Here is a 16606-nt window from a genome sequence, read left to right on the forward strand (position 1 = left end):
AGACTAATCATAGCACTTTTAGCAGTATTTAAGAACGATGTTTGCATAATTTTATGATTTAGTTTAAAATCTATGTTAACTTATAAAATAGAAAGGTTGACGGTGAAGGATGAAAACAAAAGATAGTATTCTTAAAATTTTATCTGAACAACAAAATGAAATTGTCTCTGGAGAAGTGTTAGCTGAAATGATTGGTGTTTCAAGAACAGCCATTTGGAAGGCGATTAAAAATTTGCAGGGAAAAGGGTTTGAAATTGAGACTGTTGCGCAAAAAGGTTACATTTTAAATGATAGTAATCAATTGTCCGCACCGATGATTCAGTCTTATTTAGATGTTCAAGATATTCAAATTGAAACATTTGATGAACTTATTTCGACAAATCAATTAGCAAAAGAACGGGTGAACCAACAAATGGGTGATAAACCACTGTTAATTGTGGCTAACAGTCAAACGGGTGGATACGGTCGATTTGGTCGAACGTTTGAATCACCAGAAAATACTGGTATTTATCTGAGTTATTTACTGCGAATTGATCAGCCAATTAAAGATGTTGGCCAATTAACGACGGCGACGGCAATGGCCGTTAGTTATGCTTTAGAAACTAAATTACACATTCAACCACAGATAAAGTGGGTCAATGATCTTTATTATCAAAATAAAAAAATTTGTGGCATTTTAACTGAGGCTGTTACAGATATTGAGACGCAACAAGTTACGAGTTTAGTGATTGGGATTGGGTTAGATTTTAAAACAGATCTTGCAAAACTATCACCCGATTTACAAACTAAAGTAGGGTCGTTAGTTGATGAAGCAGGAAATATGACACGAAATGAATTAATTGCAGAAATAACGAATCAATTTATGAAAATTTATCAGCATTATCAATCTGGTGATTTCATGGATGATTATCGTGTACGGTCTTTAGTAATTGGAAAAACAGTGGCTTTAAAGAGTGGTCATCGAGAAATAACGGGCGTTATCGAAACGATTGATAATGATGGACAGTTAGTTTTACGAGATGAGGCAGGTAATATTACGACCTATATGGCAGGTGAAATTATAAAAGTCAACGTGGAGGGTTTGGTAAATGGGCAAGAATAATCAATTGAAATCATTAATTGTTGTGGCTGAACTAGCGGCTGTGTTAGGTGTCTTATCTCAACTGGTGATACCTTTAGGTTCGATACCATTAACGCTACAAACGATTTTCATTGGCTTATTGGCAAGCTTAATGCCAATAAGAGAAGGCGTGAAAGTTATCGGTATTTATCTTTTATTGGGATTAATAGGGATACCAGTTTTTGCTGGCTTCCATTCGGGACTTTTTTCATTAATTGGACCAACAGGTGGCTATCTATTTGGCTTTCTAGCTTACATTATTTTAGCTGGATTATTTTTAAAAGGACATGGAAAAGGCCGTTGGCAATTATATGTCGCTAACTTATTAGGTGCTGGTGTACAGTTACTCTTTGGTGCAGGCTGGCTAATGATTTATCAGCAAACAACGATTCAAGAAGCCTTTTTAATAGGTGTTTTACCATTTATATTAGTTGGTATTATGAAAGTGATTTTTGTTAGCGAATTAGCTCATTATTTAATAGGTAGATATCAAATAAATGGTTGAGAAAAATGAGATATTGGGATAGTTAGCGAATTATTAAAGGATATGAGAAAATTGTACCGGTAAAAAATACTTGGAGGGTATACAAGATAATGAAGAAAATAAAGTTAGGCATTTGGGGATTAGGGTTATTGTTAGTATTAGTTGGCTGTTCAAAAGGAACTTCAATGAATACAAAGAATAGCAGTTCATCAGTTAAATCTGAATCGACAAAGAAAGTAAAATCAGAAAATACCGCAAGTAGTGAAACGTCATCAATTAAGGAAACGAAAAAAGATAATAAAATTTTAGGGACACTAACGGTTCAACAAATGAAGGACAACCCTAAACAATCTGCGGTTGCAATCGCTTATTATGGGGCCTATCATTCATGGGATAGTTTATCGGGAGAATTAGCAGATGGATTTAACGTTTCAATTGAAACACCTAATGCCAGTACAGTTAAATATTATGTTCAAAAAGGAAATGAACCTTACTATCGCTTGGTAGGTGGCACACATAATACGGTTAATTATTACGATAGTTCAGATAATAGGCTTCAAAAATCCAATATGAGTACAATCGTTAGCTTTGTCAATAAAAAATTATCTGATGATGCTAGAAATGAAATAGTAAATAATGTGACTATTGGTGAGAATGAGGATACGCAAAGTTCTAAAGAAAAGACATTTACATATGAGCAAGCAATATCTATTAAGGAAGCCCTAGGTATCCTAAATAATAAAATTTTTAAGATAAATGATGCTGATAAGAAGGATACTCCAGTAACAATTTTAAAAAAAGGTGAAGATAATACAGGCGAAATGGTTTATAAAACGATGGGTCAAGTACATGGAACTACATTTACTGGAAGGTTAAGTTATGAACCTTATGGGAATGGTGGCTGGAAGATAACGGCGCTAAATACACAGGGTATTACATTGAATACGTGGTATATGGTTCCTGATCGAAATAGTACGACAGTCTCATTGAAATTAGAAGCTGAAAATTTTGATAAATCAGTAGATACAACCAATTCTACGATAACACGGTAATAAAAAATCAGGAATGCCTTTAAATAGGTATTCCTGATTTTTTATTTTATTAATTTTTTGATTTGTATGGTACCTCAAGTTGAGAATTAGCTAGGTTAAGGGTATAAATAGCTGATTCATTATTCCGTAACGTCATACCAAAGTCAGTTGCGTAAACAATAAGTCCAAGTTGATGGCCTTTTTCAACTTGATAAGCTGTTGGTTGTAAGTCGAATTCTACTTTATTGAAGGTGTCTGGAAGGACAAGATCATTTTGATAACGATTTGTTCTATTTTGTAGGTTAATGTGGCCTTTTGAAATCATTTTCCAGGGGGTTGTCGTCTGATTTTTAGTGAATTCGACTAAGTCATCTTCACGCCAATGAAAGCCTGTATCTAAGGCTTTTCGACCAAGAATAGTTGGCACTTGATTTAGTCGATTTGCGTTACCATAATCGATAAGCATACAACTAATGAGCCCTTTAGTTTGGCCAGCTGCGATAGATAATTTAACATGTGCTGAACCAGAGATGAAAAGTCGTTCAGTTAATGGGACTGTTATCAGTTGGACGCGATTCTCTGACATTTCTGTCTCCCTGGTTGAAATTAAATCGTGTTCCCAGAGTTGCGTATTTTTTACATAGTTGTTAAAAATTGTATCTGGTAAATCATCCTTGAAAGTGACTGCCTGTTGTTCATCTGATGTGATAGATTGTGTCAGTTTATCTTGTTGAAAATGGTAAGATTGCGTTGCTAAATCTGGTTCTGCCCAATCATCGTAAGTGTGCCATGTTTCTGCTTCTAAGTTATCTTGAATCGTCACATTAGGGATGAGTGTCTCAGCACCATTTTCAATAGCATAAAGCTGGTTTGATAGCCATAAGTTCATCATATCTGTGAAATCTAGTGAACGAAAATTGTTGATGTAGATATGTTTACCTTGATGTAGGAATAATTTTTTAACAATAGGCAAAGGACGTAGCGCTTGCCAAAGTTGTTCCACTTGACGTGGCTTAACATTCCAGTCATTTAAGCCATGAACCATGACAATGTTTGCTTTAATATTTTGAACGTTATTTAAGTAATTACGTTCATCCCAAAATTTATTGTAATTACCTGATTCGCGGTCCTGACCAATGGCTAGTTGATCCATGACTTTGCCAAAGTAGGCTTGAATAGTTGCGTAGTCCGCGGCATCTTTCTCACGACTTAAACAAAGCGCAGCCAAAACATCTGCATCTTCACCTTGGCAAGCTTCAGGGGCAACAACTAACCCATTTTCACGATAATAATCGTACCAACTTGAGATTGCAGCTTCTGAAATAATTGTTTTCAAACCAGATACGCCAGTTGTTGCCGCCGCAGTTGCGAGTGTACCAAGGTAAGATTTTCCGGTCATTGCGACATTGCCATTACTCCAAGTTGCTTTAATGGACTGATTATCTTGTTTATTTGTGAAGGCATGGCGGTGACCCGTTAGCCATTCAATAATGGCGACGGTTGAAACTGTTTCTTCGACACTACCGCAAGTCCGAATACCGTCTGATTCACGCGTGCCAATGCCGGCAGCATAGACAACGGCGAATCCTCTGGCAAGCATATAATCGTTGAAAGTATAAGAAAATTCACGACTAAACGTTTGTTCAGTTTCAGCTGATTCTGAGCGGATTGGACGTTGTTCAGGTAAAGTTGGTTCCTGATAGTGATAGGTAATCGCTGATTCAGTTACCTGAGTAATCGGCTTTTCCACAAGTGGAAGGGTAACGTTGTGCATTAATTCTGAGTCATCATTTGTGCCTTGATTGTATGGACTGGCTGTATAAAGGACAGGCACTTTTAAACCAGGTGCAACGGTTGGTCTTAAAATTTCTGTTTTTAATAAATCACGCTTGCCATCTTGATCAGTATCTAAGGGCGCTTCAACGTAGACAACTTCACGGATGAGTTTTGTTGTATCAAAAACGGGTTGCGCTTTTCCGTTGAAAAATAGTGGTTTGGCATCATTGTAAAACGAAACAAAGTAGCCTTTATTCGCTAATAAATCAGTAAAAACTTGGCCATTTTTTGTATGTGTTGTTAGTAAGAGATACCAGGCTGACCAAAAGTCATCTACTGACGTAATAACCTTCATAGCAGGTAATTGTATTTTAGTCATTGCTGTAAAGGGGTCATCAATTTTAAAATCGATTGCGACTTCGAATCCTAATAATTGCAGTACAATATTATAGAAGATAACGGGCGTTAATTCTTTTTTTGTTATGAAAAAATCGTAGACAGAAATTTTTTCAGTGGCTAATAACATTTTATATTTTTGTTGTTGTGCACTAACCGTTTTATATTCAGGGAAAACAGTACTGAGTAATTGTTCAAATAAATGAGTGGGGTTAGTTTCAGATGCTATGTAAAATTTCATGGCTTTAAGTTCTTTAATTTGTGTCTCAAAAGTAGGCATATAGTTAGCAAATTGATTATTTTTCATCAGTTAAAAACTTCCTTTCAAAATGGATTGAAACACTTATTTGAGTATAACTTAAATGGAAATAAGGTTGAAATAAAACGCCTTTTCTAAGGGATAAATGCCTGTTTGTCAGACTATTCTTGTTGGAAAATGTTAAACTGGGAGAAATAGACGTAATAGTTAAGTGAGGTCAGAATCAATGAAACAGTTATTTCGTAAGAATATTAGCTTAATTTTAACAATTATTATCGGCGGAATACTTGTTATGGGTGTTAAATATGATCAAGAATTGTATTCAGATACAATTGTCAAGATAACACAGGTTAAGGATGGAAAAACGGAAAAAGTCACAGACGAATTTGAAAATAAAGATACACAGACAACCCAAAAATTGTCCGGAATTGTCATGAATGGTAAAGATAAAGGACAAAAAATAAGTTTGCCAAATATGTATTCGTCATCACGAGCAAATGATCAAAAATATCAGAAAAATGATCAGGTATTTGTGACGGTTAATCCTCATAAAAAAGGGCTGACTGGTGTTATCGATGGCTTTAAACGTGATGTGGTGGTGGCTGTATTAATTTGGGTCGCTGTTAGTCTGTTAGTTGGATTTATGCAATTCAATGGGATGATTGCTGTCTTGAGTATTGTTTTAAATATGATTATTTTCTTTTTAGCTATTAAATTTGAAATTTTGATTAACATCACGAATTTCTTCTGGATTTTTGCAGGTGTTGCATTAATATTTGCGGTGCTTACCTTAAGTCTGGTAATTGGCTTTAATCGGCAAATGTTGGTTACGTTGTTGGCAACTTTAACAGGGACAAGTCTGTCGTTGATAATTAGTGTGATCGTTTTAAAATTAACTAATGATCAGGGGATGCATTATGAGGCTTTGTCTTATGCGACACAAGCGCCAAAAGAACTGTTCCTTGCTGCAACGTTACTGGGTTCTTTGGGAGCGGTTATGGACGAATCAACAGATATTGTCGCAACGTTATTCCAATTGAAAGAGGAACAACCAACAATTTCGCCGAGAGAACTGTTCAAGTCTGGACGAGAAGTTGGTCAATCAATTATGGGGCCATTAATTAATGTGTTATTTTTAATTTTTATCGCAGATATTTTTCCACTTGCGGTACTTTACTTTAGAACGACGAATACGATTGGCTATACGTTCTCGTGGACTATGGCTTTAGGTGTTGTCCAAACATTAATCAGCGGTATCGGCATTGTGATTGCAATTCCGGTTGCAAGTTTCTTTGCGAGCCGTTTGATAAAAGGAGCTGACACGTTATGATGACAATTGGTTGGTTGAGTGCTATTTTGTTTGGTTTAATGGTCATTGTTGGTGGGATGAATGGGGTTCGTTCATTTTTAAGTTTGTTTTTTAATTTTATAATGTTATTTTTCACGATTATCTTAATTACGGGTGGTTTTCCACCAGTTGTGGTGACTTTGGTTAATGGAATTATTATTTTAGCGATTACGATTTTCCTTGGTGACGATAATACGCAAGTGACTGAAACAGCTTTTTATGCCTCATTAATTGTTCTTGTTGTCTTAGTTTTTTTGATTGTTCCAGTCGAACATTTGGCAGCAGTCCAAGGCTTTGGAACAGAGGATAGTGAAGAAATCGAAGCATTTTCATTATTAGTAGGTGTTCATTTTATGCAAATTGCGATTTCAACGGCTATTTTTAGTACGTTGGGTGCCATCGCTGAAGGGGCTATTGCCATTTCTGCAGGGTTAAATGAAATTGTTGAACAAACGCCAACGATTGATTTGAAAAAATTGTATGCTGCTGGTATTAGTATAGGTAAGCATATTATTGGCACGACCTTTAATACGTTGTTTTTTGGCTTCTTCGGTGGTTTTTTAGCTTTATTTATTTTGTTGGTACAGACGCATGTTACGTTCGCTGATGTGATAAATGATAAAATTTTTGTTGCAGAATTAATTATGATTTTATTTTCTATCATAGGCGTTATTCTGGCAGTTCCAATCACAGCATGGGTTTTAATTCAAAAATTAAAAAAAAGAAAATAATTGAAATGGCTTTAAGGTTATGTGTATAATTAAAGAATACTAATAAAGGGGGATTTAAAATTGAATTATAAAAATTATATTGCTGAGTTTATCGGCACATTTTTCTTGGTATTATTTGGTACAGGGGCAGTTACATTAGGTAACGGTAGCCCAATCGTTATTGCATTTGCATTCGGATTAGCAATTACGTTGATGGTTTATGCTATTGGGCCTGTTTCAGGTGGACACATAAATCCTGCTGTTTCATTGGCAATGTACATCAACAAGCGCATGTCATTGACTGATATGTTTGCTTACTGGATTAGCCAAATTTTAGGGGCTATTGTTGCATCAAGCGTTGTTAAAATGATTATTTCATCAATGTCAGACACAACAAAAGTTCCTGATGGCTTTGGCTCAAATAGCTATTCAACTATTCCTGGTGGAATGGCATTTTTCGTTGAAGCCTTATTCTCATTCTTATTCATCTTAATTATTTTGATGGTAACGAGTGAAAAATTCGGTAACAGTAATATTGCTGGGTTTGTTATTGGGCTAACATTGACAGTTCTTATTTTTGTCGGTTTACCACTTACAGGGGTTTCAGTTAACCCTGCTCGTAGTATCGGACCTGCACTTTATGCTGGTGGCGATGCACTTTCACAACTTTGGGTATTTATTTTTGCCCCATTAGTTGGTGGTGCTATTGCTGCATTTGTAGCAAAATATGTCTTTAACAGTGAAGAAGCTTAATTTTAATTAAGTGAATGATAGCAGTAAATTCCGCAAAGGGATTTGCTGCTTTTTATTTTAAATGTATGTTATGGTTAATAAGGATAGTAACGAACGAGAGGAGAAACAATGGCATTTTTAGGAACAATTTGTTTGGTATTGGTTGCGACATCGATTGCGGGTCATTTAAGTACACGAATTGGTGTACCAAGTGTTATCGGTCAGTTATTGGTTGGTGTTTTACTTGGCCCAGCAATGTTAGGCTGGGTTCATTCAGATCATTTATTTGCGATGTTTGCAGAAATTGGTGTGATTATTTTGATGTTTATGGCAGGACTAGAAAGTGACTTGACGTTATTAAAAAAATATTTAAAACCAGCTTTGTCAGTTGCGACTTTAGGTGTTATTTTTCCTATTGTAGTTGTGTATTACTTTGGTCGAATGTATCATTTTGGCTTTGAGTCAGCGCTGTTCTTAGGCGTTATATTTGCGGCAACTTCAGTCAGTATCTCAGTTGAAGTATTGAAAGAATTGAAACGATTAGATTCAAAAGAAGGCGCGACAATCTTAGGTGCCGCAGTTGTTGATGATATTTTGGCTGTCGTTATCTTGAGTATTTTAATCAGTATGTTTGGTAATATTACTAATACTGGGGACGGCGTACAGACGAATATCTGGTTTGGTTTCTTATTGGAATTTATTTATTTTATCGGTATTTTCATTTTATTCAAATGGGTGGCGCCTTTCTTAATGAGGCTGAGTGAACGATTATTGGTGGGTTCATCGGTTACCATTATGTCATTGGTTATTTGTTTGGGTATGGCATATTTGGCTGACTTAGTGGGGCTAAGTGCAGTAATTGGAGCGTTCTTTGCTGGAATTGCAGTGGCCCAAACGCCTTATAAAAAAGAGATTGATGCTAATATTGAACCAATTGGATATGCAGTGTTCATACCCATGTTTTTCACAAGTATTGGGTTAAATATGTCATTTGATGGATTTATGGACAGTATCTGGTTTATTGTTATTTTAACGATTCTAGCAGTGCTCACTAAATTACTTGGTGGTGGGCTTGGTGCCAAATTACTTGGATTTAATTTAAATAGTGCTTATGTGATTGGTGCGGGGATGATTTCTCGTGGTGAAATGGCATTGATTATTGTTCAAATAGGGTATGAAGCACATCTGTTATCAACGGAATATTATTCTGCGGTGATTATGGTGATTATTGTATCAACAATCTTAGCACCATTTATGTTGAAGCATGCTATTGGGCGACAAAAGATAACTGAATAGAGAGTGAACCTGTTGATAGAAAGAATCAGCAGGTTTTTTATTTTGAGAATAGTCATTAAATATCGCTATTCTGGCGTATTCATTTTATAATGAAATGAATAACTTTAAAAGAAGTAGGTGAAATAGTGAAACAATTACTTATTGCACAAGATTTATCTAGCGTTGGTGGTGTCTCATTAGGGATTGCAATTCCTATTTTGGCAAGTTATCAGCAACGAACGACCATTTTACCAACGATGTTGTTAAGTAGTCATACTGGTGGATTTGGGACACCGGTTAAATTAGATGTGTCACAGTCAATTCAGGCTTTTAAAGCGCAGTGGGCAAGGATTCCAGTTCAATTCACAGGTGCATATCTCGGTTATTTAGGAACAAGAGAGAGCGTCAAAGCGATGCAAAGTTTGTTGGCTGAGTTATCCAATGATGAAAAATTGACCGTCATTGATCCAGTTATGGCTGATCATGGAGAGCTTTATTCTGGGATGACTAACGATTACGTTAATGATTTGAGAGAGTTGTGTCTAACACAAGCGGATTTGATTTTACCCAATTTAACGGAAGCCTATTTGTTAGCAGACGAACGGTATCAAAAAAAGCCTGATGAAACAGAAGTTAATCGGTTATTAAAATATTTATTGGAAAAATTAAATTTAAAAGCGATTGTGATTACAGGTGTTACTAATGAACGAAAACAAATTGGGGTCGCTTTTCGAACAGAAAATGGTGAATCTGGTTGGGTATTGAAAGAAAAACGTGAGTCGCATTATTTTGGTACAGGGGACTTACTTGCAAGTTGTGTGGTAGGGGAATTAATGACGGGTAGACCGTTAAAAGAAGCACTAAAATTTGCGGTGGAAGAAACTTGGAAGGCTATGGGTATTTCTGATAATGAAAAGCTTGATGTGAGATTAGGCGTGAATTTTATGAGTATTTTACCTGATATTAATCAAAGGATGGAAAAATAAAATGAGAAATGAACGATTAAGAAAGATTATTTTGGCGGGATTATTCGCGGCAATTATTTATATTGGTATTTCAGTTTTTAGAATTCCAATTCCAGCAATGGTGGGTAAACCTTTTATTCATTTTGGTAATTCATTAGCAGCATTAGCCGTTATTTTTTTAGGTTTTAGCTATGGCACAATTGCAGGCGCAATTGGTCTTGGTTTGTTTGATGTACTGAATGGATATGCTGATACGTCGTATTTTACCGTACTTGAGGTGATTGCGATTGCGTTATTAGTGACCGGTATGATGAAGTTATTAAAAAATTATCAGGGTAAATACTGGATTATTATTGTGGCTGCAACTGCAGGAATTGGTAAAATTGGGACGTCGTATTTAGTATCTATTGGCGAGGCAATGATTAAGGGTGTTAGCTTAAAGGTTGCGATTGTTCAAGCTTTTCTGAGTTTGCCAGCAACTGTGGTAAATTCAATTTCCACAATTATTATTGTGAGTTTATTATATGTCCCCATTAAGAAACTGATGGCCCGATTTAATCGTTAAAAAAGGGCAAATAAAAAAGGGTTGATGTGCGTGAGCTCACATTTACCCTCTATACAAATTGTCCAGATTGAACATATTTCATTTCTGTTGATAAGTTGGAAACGGCTGTTTCGATTGTTACCCCAGAACCTGAAATGGCTGGATTATTTTTTGAACTAGCAATAAAGATTTGTTTTTCAGTATCTAAAGAAATCGTATACCAGTTTTTACTAAATGTTCCAAATTTCATAAGTGTATCCTCCGTATTTCTATATCTTACTACTATGAAAGCGCATTCTGGATTTCGTAGTAGAAGATTAGTATATTACGTATGTAAAAAGAATGCAAGTCATTTAGTTTATATTAATTGAAAATTTTTGAAATGAATAAAGCAGTGTAAAAAAGATAAAGGAATGATTTGATGAAAAAGCGAATATTTGTGATCACAGGAGCTCCTGGAACAGGTAAAACAACAATTAGAGATTACTTGACTGAGCGATATGACGCTAAAAAGGTGATTACGCATACTACGAGGCAACCAAGAGTTAATGAAATAGATGGTCGCGATTATTATTTTGAATCAAACGATACTTTTTTTAATTTTCATTATTTGGAACATGTTGCATACGATCGCCATTATTATGGCTCGTCAAGGGAAGCGTTAGATGCTGTTTGGGCTGAGTCAAAAAATGCGACGATTGTTCTAGATACTGCTGGTGCTATCACGTATTCGAAAGAATTATCAAAGGAAACAGTTATTTTATATTTATGCGTGTCTGATAACCAGATACTGAAAGACCGTTTAGCTAAACGTGGTGATACTGTTCAAAATCAAAGTTTACGATTAGATTCTGGCGAAGCTAAACGAGACATGAAATTGCCGGCAGCTCTTGAAGGGATTGCGCATGTGATTATTAATGATCATTTGGTTGATGCGAAAAAACAAATTGATACGTTGATACGATCATTAGATTGAGCCTGATTGCTTTTTTTATTTGATATGGTATTCTTTTTAAAGAGTAATCATTATTATTTAGAAATGGAGACTAACCTTTTGACTGAATTAATTAACGACGCATTGCATATATTAAAAGAAAATAACTATAAAATTACGAAACAAAGAAAAAGTTTGTTAACCTACTTAAGTCAATATGAGGAAGCTTATGTTGATGTAACCATTGTAGATGATTACATGAGAAATCAATATCCAGGGATGAGTCATAATACGATTTATCGGAATATTAAAGCTTTTAAAGAAATGGGACTTGTTGAACAACGAATGAATGGTGAAAGGGCCTGTGTGAAGTATCAATGCGATTTTAGTCATAAACATCATCATCATTTTATTTGCACATCTTGTAGTAAAGTTGTTGAACTTGACAGTTGTCCGCTAGGTTACTTTGAAAAGCAATTACCCGGTTATAAAATAGAAGAGCATAAATTTGAATTACACGGAATTTGTGATGAGTGCCAAGAAAAATTAGTGAAAAATTAAGATTATCTTCGAATAAAATTCAACAGCGTATGTTTTAATGGAAGAAGCATAAAATTGGAGTGAAAGTTAATGGCTTATAGAACGCCACCATTTATTACACCTTTTGCGATTGTCTCTATGGTTCTTGCATTGGGAGCAACTAACGTCGTTGTTAATAAAACAACGCATACAAACGAAGGGGCAGAAGTCGTCTCTTCGGTAGTTTCATCATCTTCATCGTCAATGGCACCTAAAGTGGACGATAATTCGAGTTCAAAAAAAGTCCAATCTTCTGCAGAAACAAGTTCTGCAGACTCAGAATCTTCATCGGAAAGTTCAGAGCCTGAACCAAGTCGTTCAAGTGCGAATGATGAAACAACGTCATCAGATAAGGCATCCAGTTCGAGTGCAGATGATACGACGACAGAAAGCAGTTCAAGTACAGCTGATGACGCAAGTTCAGATGCAGACACGTCAAGTGCGAATGTAACAACTAAGACTGATCCTAAGACGACTAAAGCGGTGACAAAGGTTCAAGCAAGTACGGCGACAGATGCAGATTAAGGATTGGAGGTAAAAAAATGTTTAGTTTATTAGATTTAGCAAATCACTATTTGGGCTTTTTTAACGTTAATTTAAAATTGAAAAATAGAATTTATACTGTCTTAGGCTTCATGGGTAACTGGTATTTATTGTATATTGCTTCTCGATATTTTATAAATGGCTATTATGCTCGAGGAAGTTTATTCATTCTTGTATTTTTTATTTTGTTATATTTTGTCGTTTTGAATGTTATTTATTACTTTACGAATAAAACAACTAAGTTTGATCCATCTCCGAAGATTGAAAAATTATTAGGTGGCCCACCTAAGCAAGCACTTGAAGAAAATCGGCGTCATCGTACGCAACCTGGCTATGTTCAAACGAATGGGTTATTTGATTCTAAAATGATGATGCCAGCTACGATTAAGTCAACTAGAAATGAAAAAGTAGCGATTCAAAAAATAGCACATCAAATGAAGACATTTAATTATTCAGATTTTGATTACGCAGGATTATCAGATGAAGCCATCATGAAAGAAATTAAAAATACGGGTAAACCGGTATCAGAATTGGCGCAACCTGTTGCCTTTCCATTTTTTGAATTAAAAACAGAAGGTGACAAGATGAATATTTATGCTGGGATGAATCAGATTGATCAACAATTGATTGGTCATTTAACACATGCTGGCTTATCTGATATCAAAACAGCTAAAAATCAATATGATATTTATCTAGCAACACTAACGGTCCATGGTGGAAATCAGAAGATTGCTGGGCGATCATCGGTGATTGAAGAAACGCATAAATTCCATGTTAAAGTTCAAATTGCATATAAAGAAAAAGCAGATTAATAATAAAAGTGATGGCAAATGAAATAAATTGTTATCACTTTTTTTTTGTGATTATGTGGACAATAAAAAAACAACGTAACTAAATGCTCATTTGGTAGTATAATTAAGACATCACAAAAAAAGTATAAAAGAGTTAAGAGAAGGGGCTGGATAGTATGGCAATGATCGAATTTAAAAATGTGGAGAAATACTATGATAAATTTCACGCATTGAAGAATATTAATTTAAAGGTTGAAGCAGGTGAAGTGGTCGTTATTATTGGACCATCTGGATCGGGGAAAAGTACACTAATTAGAACGATTAACGGATTGGAACAAGTTAATGAGGGACAATTATTAGTGGATAACTTTGATTTAGCAGACAAAAAGACCAATATTGATAAAATTAGAAAAAATGTTGGGATGGTGTTTCAACATTTTAACTTATACGAAAATAAAACGGTTTTAGAAAATATTATGCTTGCACCACGGTTAGTTTTAAAACGTGACGAAGCTGAAAATAAAAAAATTGCATTAGATTTATTAAAAACGGTAGGTCTTGCAGATAAAGCAGAATCATATCCTCGCATGTTATCAGGTGGGCAATCACAGAGAATTGCTATTGCACGTAGTTTAGCGATGAAACCTAAAGCATTGTTATTTGATGAACCAACATCTGCATTGGATCCTGAAACGATTGATGATGTCTTGAAAGTTATGAAAGATATTGCCAAAAATGACGGTATTACAATGATTGTTGTGACTCATGAAATGGGTTTTGCTCGTGAAGTTGCTGATCGTGTTATTTTTATGGCTGATGGTCAAATTCTTGAAGATGATACAACGTCAGAATTTTTCGATAATCCAAAAGAAGAACGTGCTAAAAAATTCTTGAGTAAAATTATTAAACATTAAGAAAATTAAGGCTGTGAGAATGGGGATTAAATGATGAAACGATTAAGAAAAATTAGTTTATTGTTTATAAGCTTAATAATGGTATTAGTTATCGCAGGTTGTGGTGCAAAAAGTAAAACCGATGTTTTAACGACAACCAAAAAAGCAAAAACAATTAACTGGGGTGTTAAAGCAGATACAAAATTATTTGGCTTAATGAATATCAAAACGGATAAGATTCAAGGATTTGATATTGATGTTGCCAATGCTGTGACAAAGAAAGTACTTGGCAAAGATGCTAAGGCAAATTTTGTTCAAGTAACAAGTAAAACAAGAATTCCACTTTTAAAAAATGGAAATATTGATGCCATTATTGCGACAATGTCAATTTCTAAAGAACGTGAAAAACAAGTTGATTTTTCTAAGTCTTATTTTGCTGCCGGACAATCAATTTTAGTTAAGAAAACAAGTTCAATTAAATCAGTTAAAGATTTGAATAAAAACGGCATGATTGTGTTAGGGGTTAAAGGATCAACATCAGTAATCAATATGAAAAAGTATGCGCCTAAGGCTAAAGTGCTGGAACTTGATGATTATGCGCAAGCGTTAACTGCATTGAAATCAGGACAAGGTGATGCCTTAACAACTGATAATGGTATTTTATACGGGATGGTTAAAGAAAACCCTGAATTTTCCGTTGTCGGTGGGACCTTTACACATGAACCTTATGGGATTGCAATTGATAAAGGACAAGATCCGTTCAAGAAGCAAATCAACAAGGCTTTAGCTGAAATGCGTGCCGATGGTTCATATGAAAAATTACTAAATAAATGGTTTGGAACTATTCCAGGCTTTAGCGTGAAGGAGGCGAGTCAACAATGATTACGATTTTTGTAGAAAATTGGCAAGCGTTACTAACAGGGCTTTGTTACACGCTGTTCTCAAGTGTACTCGCATTGCTTTTTAGTTTAATTATTGGTTCTTTCTTTGCAATATTAGAAGAAATGCCATACCGAATTTTAAAAATTATTGCACGTATTTATATCGAAGTTTTCAGAAATATTCCATTACTGGTTGTCGCAATGTTCTTCTATGTTGTGGTCCCTATGTATGTCACAAATATTAATGGGTTTACGGCTGGAACGATTGGGTTAACGATTTATACATCTGCTTTTATTGCAGAAACTGTTCGAGCAGGTATTCGAGCTGTCGACCCAGGACAAATGGAAGGCGCTCGTTCAAATGGCTTAACGTTCATGCAATCAATGGTTTATATTATTTTGCCACAAGCCTTTAAATATGTCATTCCACCATTAGGTAACCAATTCATTAACTTGGTAAAGAATTCATCTGTTTTGGCATTCGTTGCTGGATTTGATTTGATGTACCAGGGTGATATTATTGCATCAACAACATTTGATACGTTTAACACGTATATTATCGTTGGGGTTTTATATTTAATTATCACAATGCCATTGAGTTACTACATGAGACATTTAGAAAAGAAATTAGGGTAAAGGAGGTCTAGAAGGTTATGTCAGATTTTATTGCAGCATATAGTTGGGACAACATTCATTACTTGTTACAGGGGTTATTAGTAACAATTGAAGTTTCAGTCATTTCAATTATTTTTAGTTTTATTATTGGCGCTATTCTAGGCCTAACACGGTACATTAAAGTGAAACGGTTATCTGCGATAGTTGGATTTGTAATTGATTTAATTCGTAATTTGCCATTACTTTTAATACTATTTTTCGTCTACTTTGGTCTATCTAATGTGGGCATTCGCTTATCAATCTTCTGGTCAGCAACGTTAGCAATGACGGTTTTTGAATCAGCAATGCTAGCTGAAATTATTCGAAGTGGGATTCAAGCCGTTGAACCGGGTCAAATGGAAGGTGCTCGCGCTAATGGATTAACTTATTGGCAAGGATTGCGTGTTATCGTCTTACCACAAGCACTAAAGAAAATGATTCCACCATTGGTTAGTCAATTTATCTCATTGATTAAGGATACGTCGTTAGCAACAATTATTGTTTTACCAGAGTTGCTATACCATGCGCAATTAGTTTACGGTCAAAATACTAATTATGTCATTCCAATGTTCTTAGCCTTAGCAGTAATGTACTTTGTTGTTTGTTATGCGCTATCTTTGGTTTCAAGGTACTTAGAAAGACGGTTAGCTTAAAAAGTAAATTTCTCGGGAAAAGATATAGACCAATAGTA

At 35.1% G+C, this 16606-nt stretch carries 19 protein-coding genes; 17 read left to right on the plus strand and 2 right to left on the minus strand.

Annotated features, from left to right (window positions below):
* Window positions 1-109 precede the first annotated feature (109 nt).
* The 3 genes from ACVPPR_RS01380 to ACVPPR_RS01390 all read left to right on the plus strand — a co-directional run bounded on the left by ACVPPR_RS01380 (window position 110) and on the right by ACVPPR_RS01390 (window position 2656).
* A complete protein-coding gene (locus ACVPPR_RS01380) occupies window positions 110-1102 on the plus strand; it encodes a biotin--[acetyl-CoA-carboxylase] ligase (RefSeq protein ID WP_462304436.1) in 993 nt (330 codons plus the stop codon).
* Complete coding sequence (locus tag ACVPPR_RS01385; RefSeq protein WP_462304437.1) at window positions 1089-1625, plus strand: biotin transporter BioY; 537 nt, start codon at window positions 1089-1091, stop codon at window positions 1623-1625. The genes ACVPPR_RS01380 and ACVPPR_RS01385 overlap by 14 nt, the downstream gene beginning before the upstream one ends.
* Window positions 1626-1714: 89 nt before the next feature.
* Window positions 1715-2656, plus strand: coding sequence for a hypothetical protein (locus ACVPPR_RS01390; protein WP_462304438.1), 942 nt, complete (start codon window positions 1715-1717; stop codon window positions 2654-2656).
* Window positions 2657-2705: 49 nt separating this feature from the next.
* Here the strand turns inward: ACVPPR_RS01390 and ACVPPR_RS01395 are convergent, their stop codons facing one another.
* Complete coding sequence (locus tag ACVPPR_RS01395; RefSeq protein ID WP_462304439.1) at window positions 2706-5114, minus strand: Xaa-Pro dipeptidyl-peptidase; 2409 nt, start codon at window positions 5112-5114, stop codon at window positions 2706-2708.
* A gap of 178 nt (window positions 5115-5292) precedes the next feature.
* On the opposite strand from ACVPPR_RS01395, the gene ACVPPR_RS01400 reads away from it, so the two are divergent.
* The 6 genes from ACVPPR_RS01400 to ACVPPR_RS01425 all read left to right on the plus strand — a co-directional run bounded on the left by ACVPPR_RS01400 (window position 5293) and on the right by ACVPPR_RS01425 (window position 10661).
* Window positions 5293-6396 (plus strand): YibE/F family protein, encoded by a 1104-nt coding sequence (locus tag ACVPPR_RS01400; RefSeq protein WP_462304440.1) that lies wholly within the window; start codon window positions 5293-5295, stop codon window positions 6394-6396.
* Entirely contained in the window at window positions 6393-7145 is a 753-nt protein-coding gene (locus ACVPPR_RS01405) for a YibE/F family protein (RefSeq protein ID WP_462304441.1), read from the plus strand. Before ACVPPR_RS01400 ends, ACVPPR_RS01405 begins: the two co-directional genes overlap by 4 nt.
* Before the next feature lie 60 nt (window positions 7146-7205).
* Window positions 7206-7877 carry an MIP/aquaporin family protein gene (locus ACVPPR_RS01410; protein ID WP_462298191.1) on the plus strand — a complete coding sequence of 224 codons (672 nt, stop codon included), beginning with the start codon at window positions 7206-7208 and terminating at the stop codon, window positions 7875-7877.
* A gap of 108 nt (window positions 7878-7985) precedes the next feature.
* On the plus strand, window positions 7986-9152 hold the full coding sequence (locus tag ACVPPR_RS01415) for a cation:proton antiporter (protein ID WP_462304442.1): 1167 nt from the start codon (window positions 7986-7988) through the stop codon (window positions 9150-9152).
* A gap of 125 nt (window positions 9153-9277) precedes the next feature.
* Window positions 9278-10117, plus strand: a complete 840-nt coding sequence (locus tag ACVPPR_RS01420; protein WP_462304443.1) for a pyridoxamine kinase — start codon at window positions 9278-9280, stop codon at window positions 10115-10117.
* A gap of 1 nt (window position 10118) precedes the next feature.
* Window positions 10119-10661 carry an ECF transporter S component gene (locus ACVPPR_RS01425; protein WP_462298195.1) on the plus strand — a complete coding sequence of 181 codons (543 nt, stop codon included), beginning with the start codon at window positions 10119-10121 and terminating at the stop codon, window positions 10659-10661.
* 49 nt (window positions 10662-10710) lie between these two features.
* Here ACVPPR_RS01425 and ACVPPR_RS01430 read toward each other — a convergent pair whose 3' ends face one another.
* Entirely contained in the window at window positions 10711-10890 is a 180-nt protein-coding gene (locus ACVPPR_RS01430; RefSeq protein WP_409021673.1) for a hypothetical protein, read from the minus strand.
* Window positions 10891-11058: 168 nt separating this feature from the next.
* Between ACVPPR_RS01430 and ACVPPR_RS01435 the strand changes: the two genes are divergently transcribed.
* The 8 genes from ACVPPR_RS01435 (at window position 11059) to ACVPPR_RS01470 (ending at window position 16568) form a co-directional block, all read left to right on the plus strand.
* Window positions 11059-11616: a guanylate kinase gene (locus ACVPPR_RS01435; RefSeq protein ID WP_462304444.1), complete on the plus strand. Its 558-nt coding sequence runs from the start codon at window positions 11059-11061 to the stop codon at window positions 11614-11616.
* Window positions 11617-11694: 78 nt separating this feature from the next.
* A complete protein-coding gene (locus ACVPPR_RS01440; protein ID WP_462304445.1) occupies window positions 11695-12135 on the plus strand; it encodes a Fur family transcriptional regulator in 441 nt (146 codons plus the stop codon).
* A 69-nt stretch (window positions 12136-12204) separates the two neighbouring features.
* A complete protein-coding gene (locus ACVPPR_RS01445) occupies window positions 12205-12678 on the plus strand; it encodes a hypothetical protein (protein ID WP_462304446.1) in 474 nt (157 codons plus the stop codon).
* Between the two features lie 17 nt (window positions 12679-12695).
* A complete protein-coding gene (locus tag ACVPPR_RS01450; protein ID WP_462304447.1) occupies window positions 12696-13508 on the plus strand; it encodes a DUF6681 family protein in 813 nt (270 codons plus the stop codon).
* 155 nt (window positions 13509-13663) lie between these two features.
* Window positions 13664-14401 (plus strand): amino acid ABC transporter ATP-binding protein, encoded by a 738-nt coding sequence (locus ACVPPR_RS01455; RefSeq protein WP_462298205.1) that lies wholly within the window; start codon window positions 13664-13666, stop codon window positions 14399-14401.
* 33 nt (window positions 14402-14434) lie between these two features.
* Complete coding sequence (locus ACVPPR_RS01460) at window positions 14435-15262, plus strand: glutamate ABC transporter substrate-binding protein (RefSeq protein ID WP_462298207.1); 828 nt, start codon at window positions 14435-14437, stop codon at window positions 15260-15262.
* Window positions 15259-15897 carry an amino acid ABC transporter permease gene (locus ACVPPR_RS01465; protein WP_462298208.1) on the plus strand — a complete coding sequence of 213 codons (639 nt, stop codon included), beginning with the start codon at window positions 15259-15261 and terminating at the stop codon, window positions 15895-15897. Before ACVPPR_RS01460 ends, ACVPPR_RS01465 begins: the two co-directional genes overlap by 4 nt.
* A 17-nt stretch (window positions 15898-15914) precedes the next feature.
* Entirely contained in the window at window positions 15915-16568 is a 654-nt protein-coding gene (locus ACVPPR_RS01470) for an amino acid ABC transporter permease (protein ID WP_462298210.1), read from the plus strand.
* Window positions 16569-16606: the final 38 nt, after the last annotated feature.

Source organism: Dellaglioa sp. L3N, from assembly GCF_054941095.1.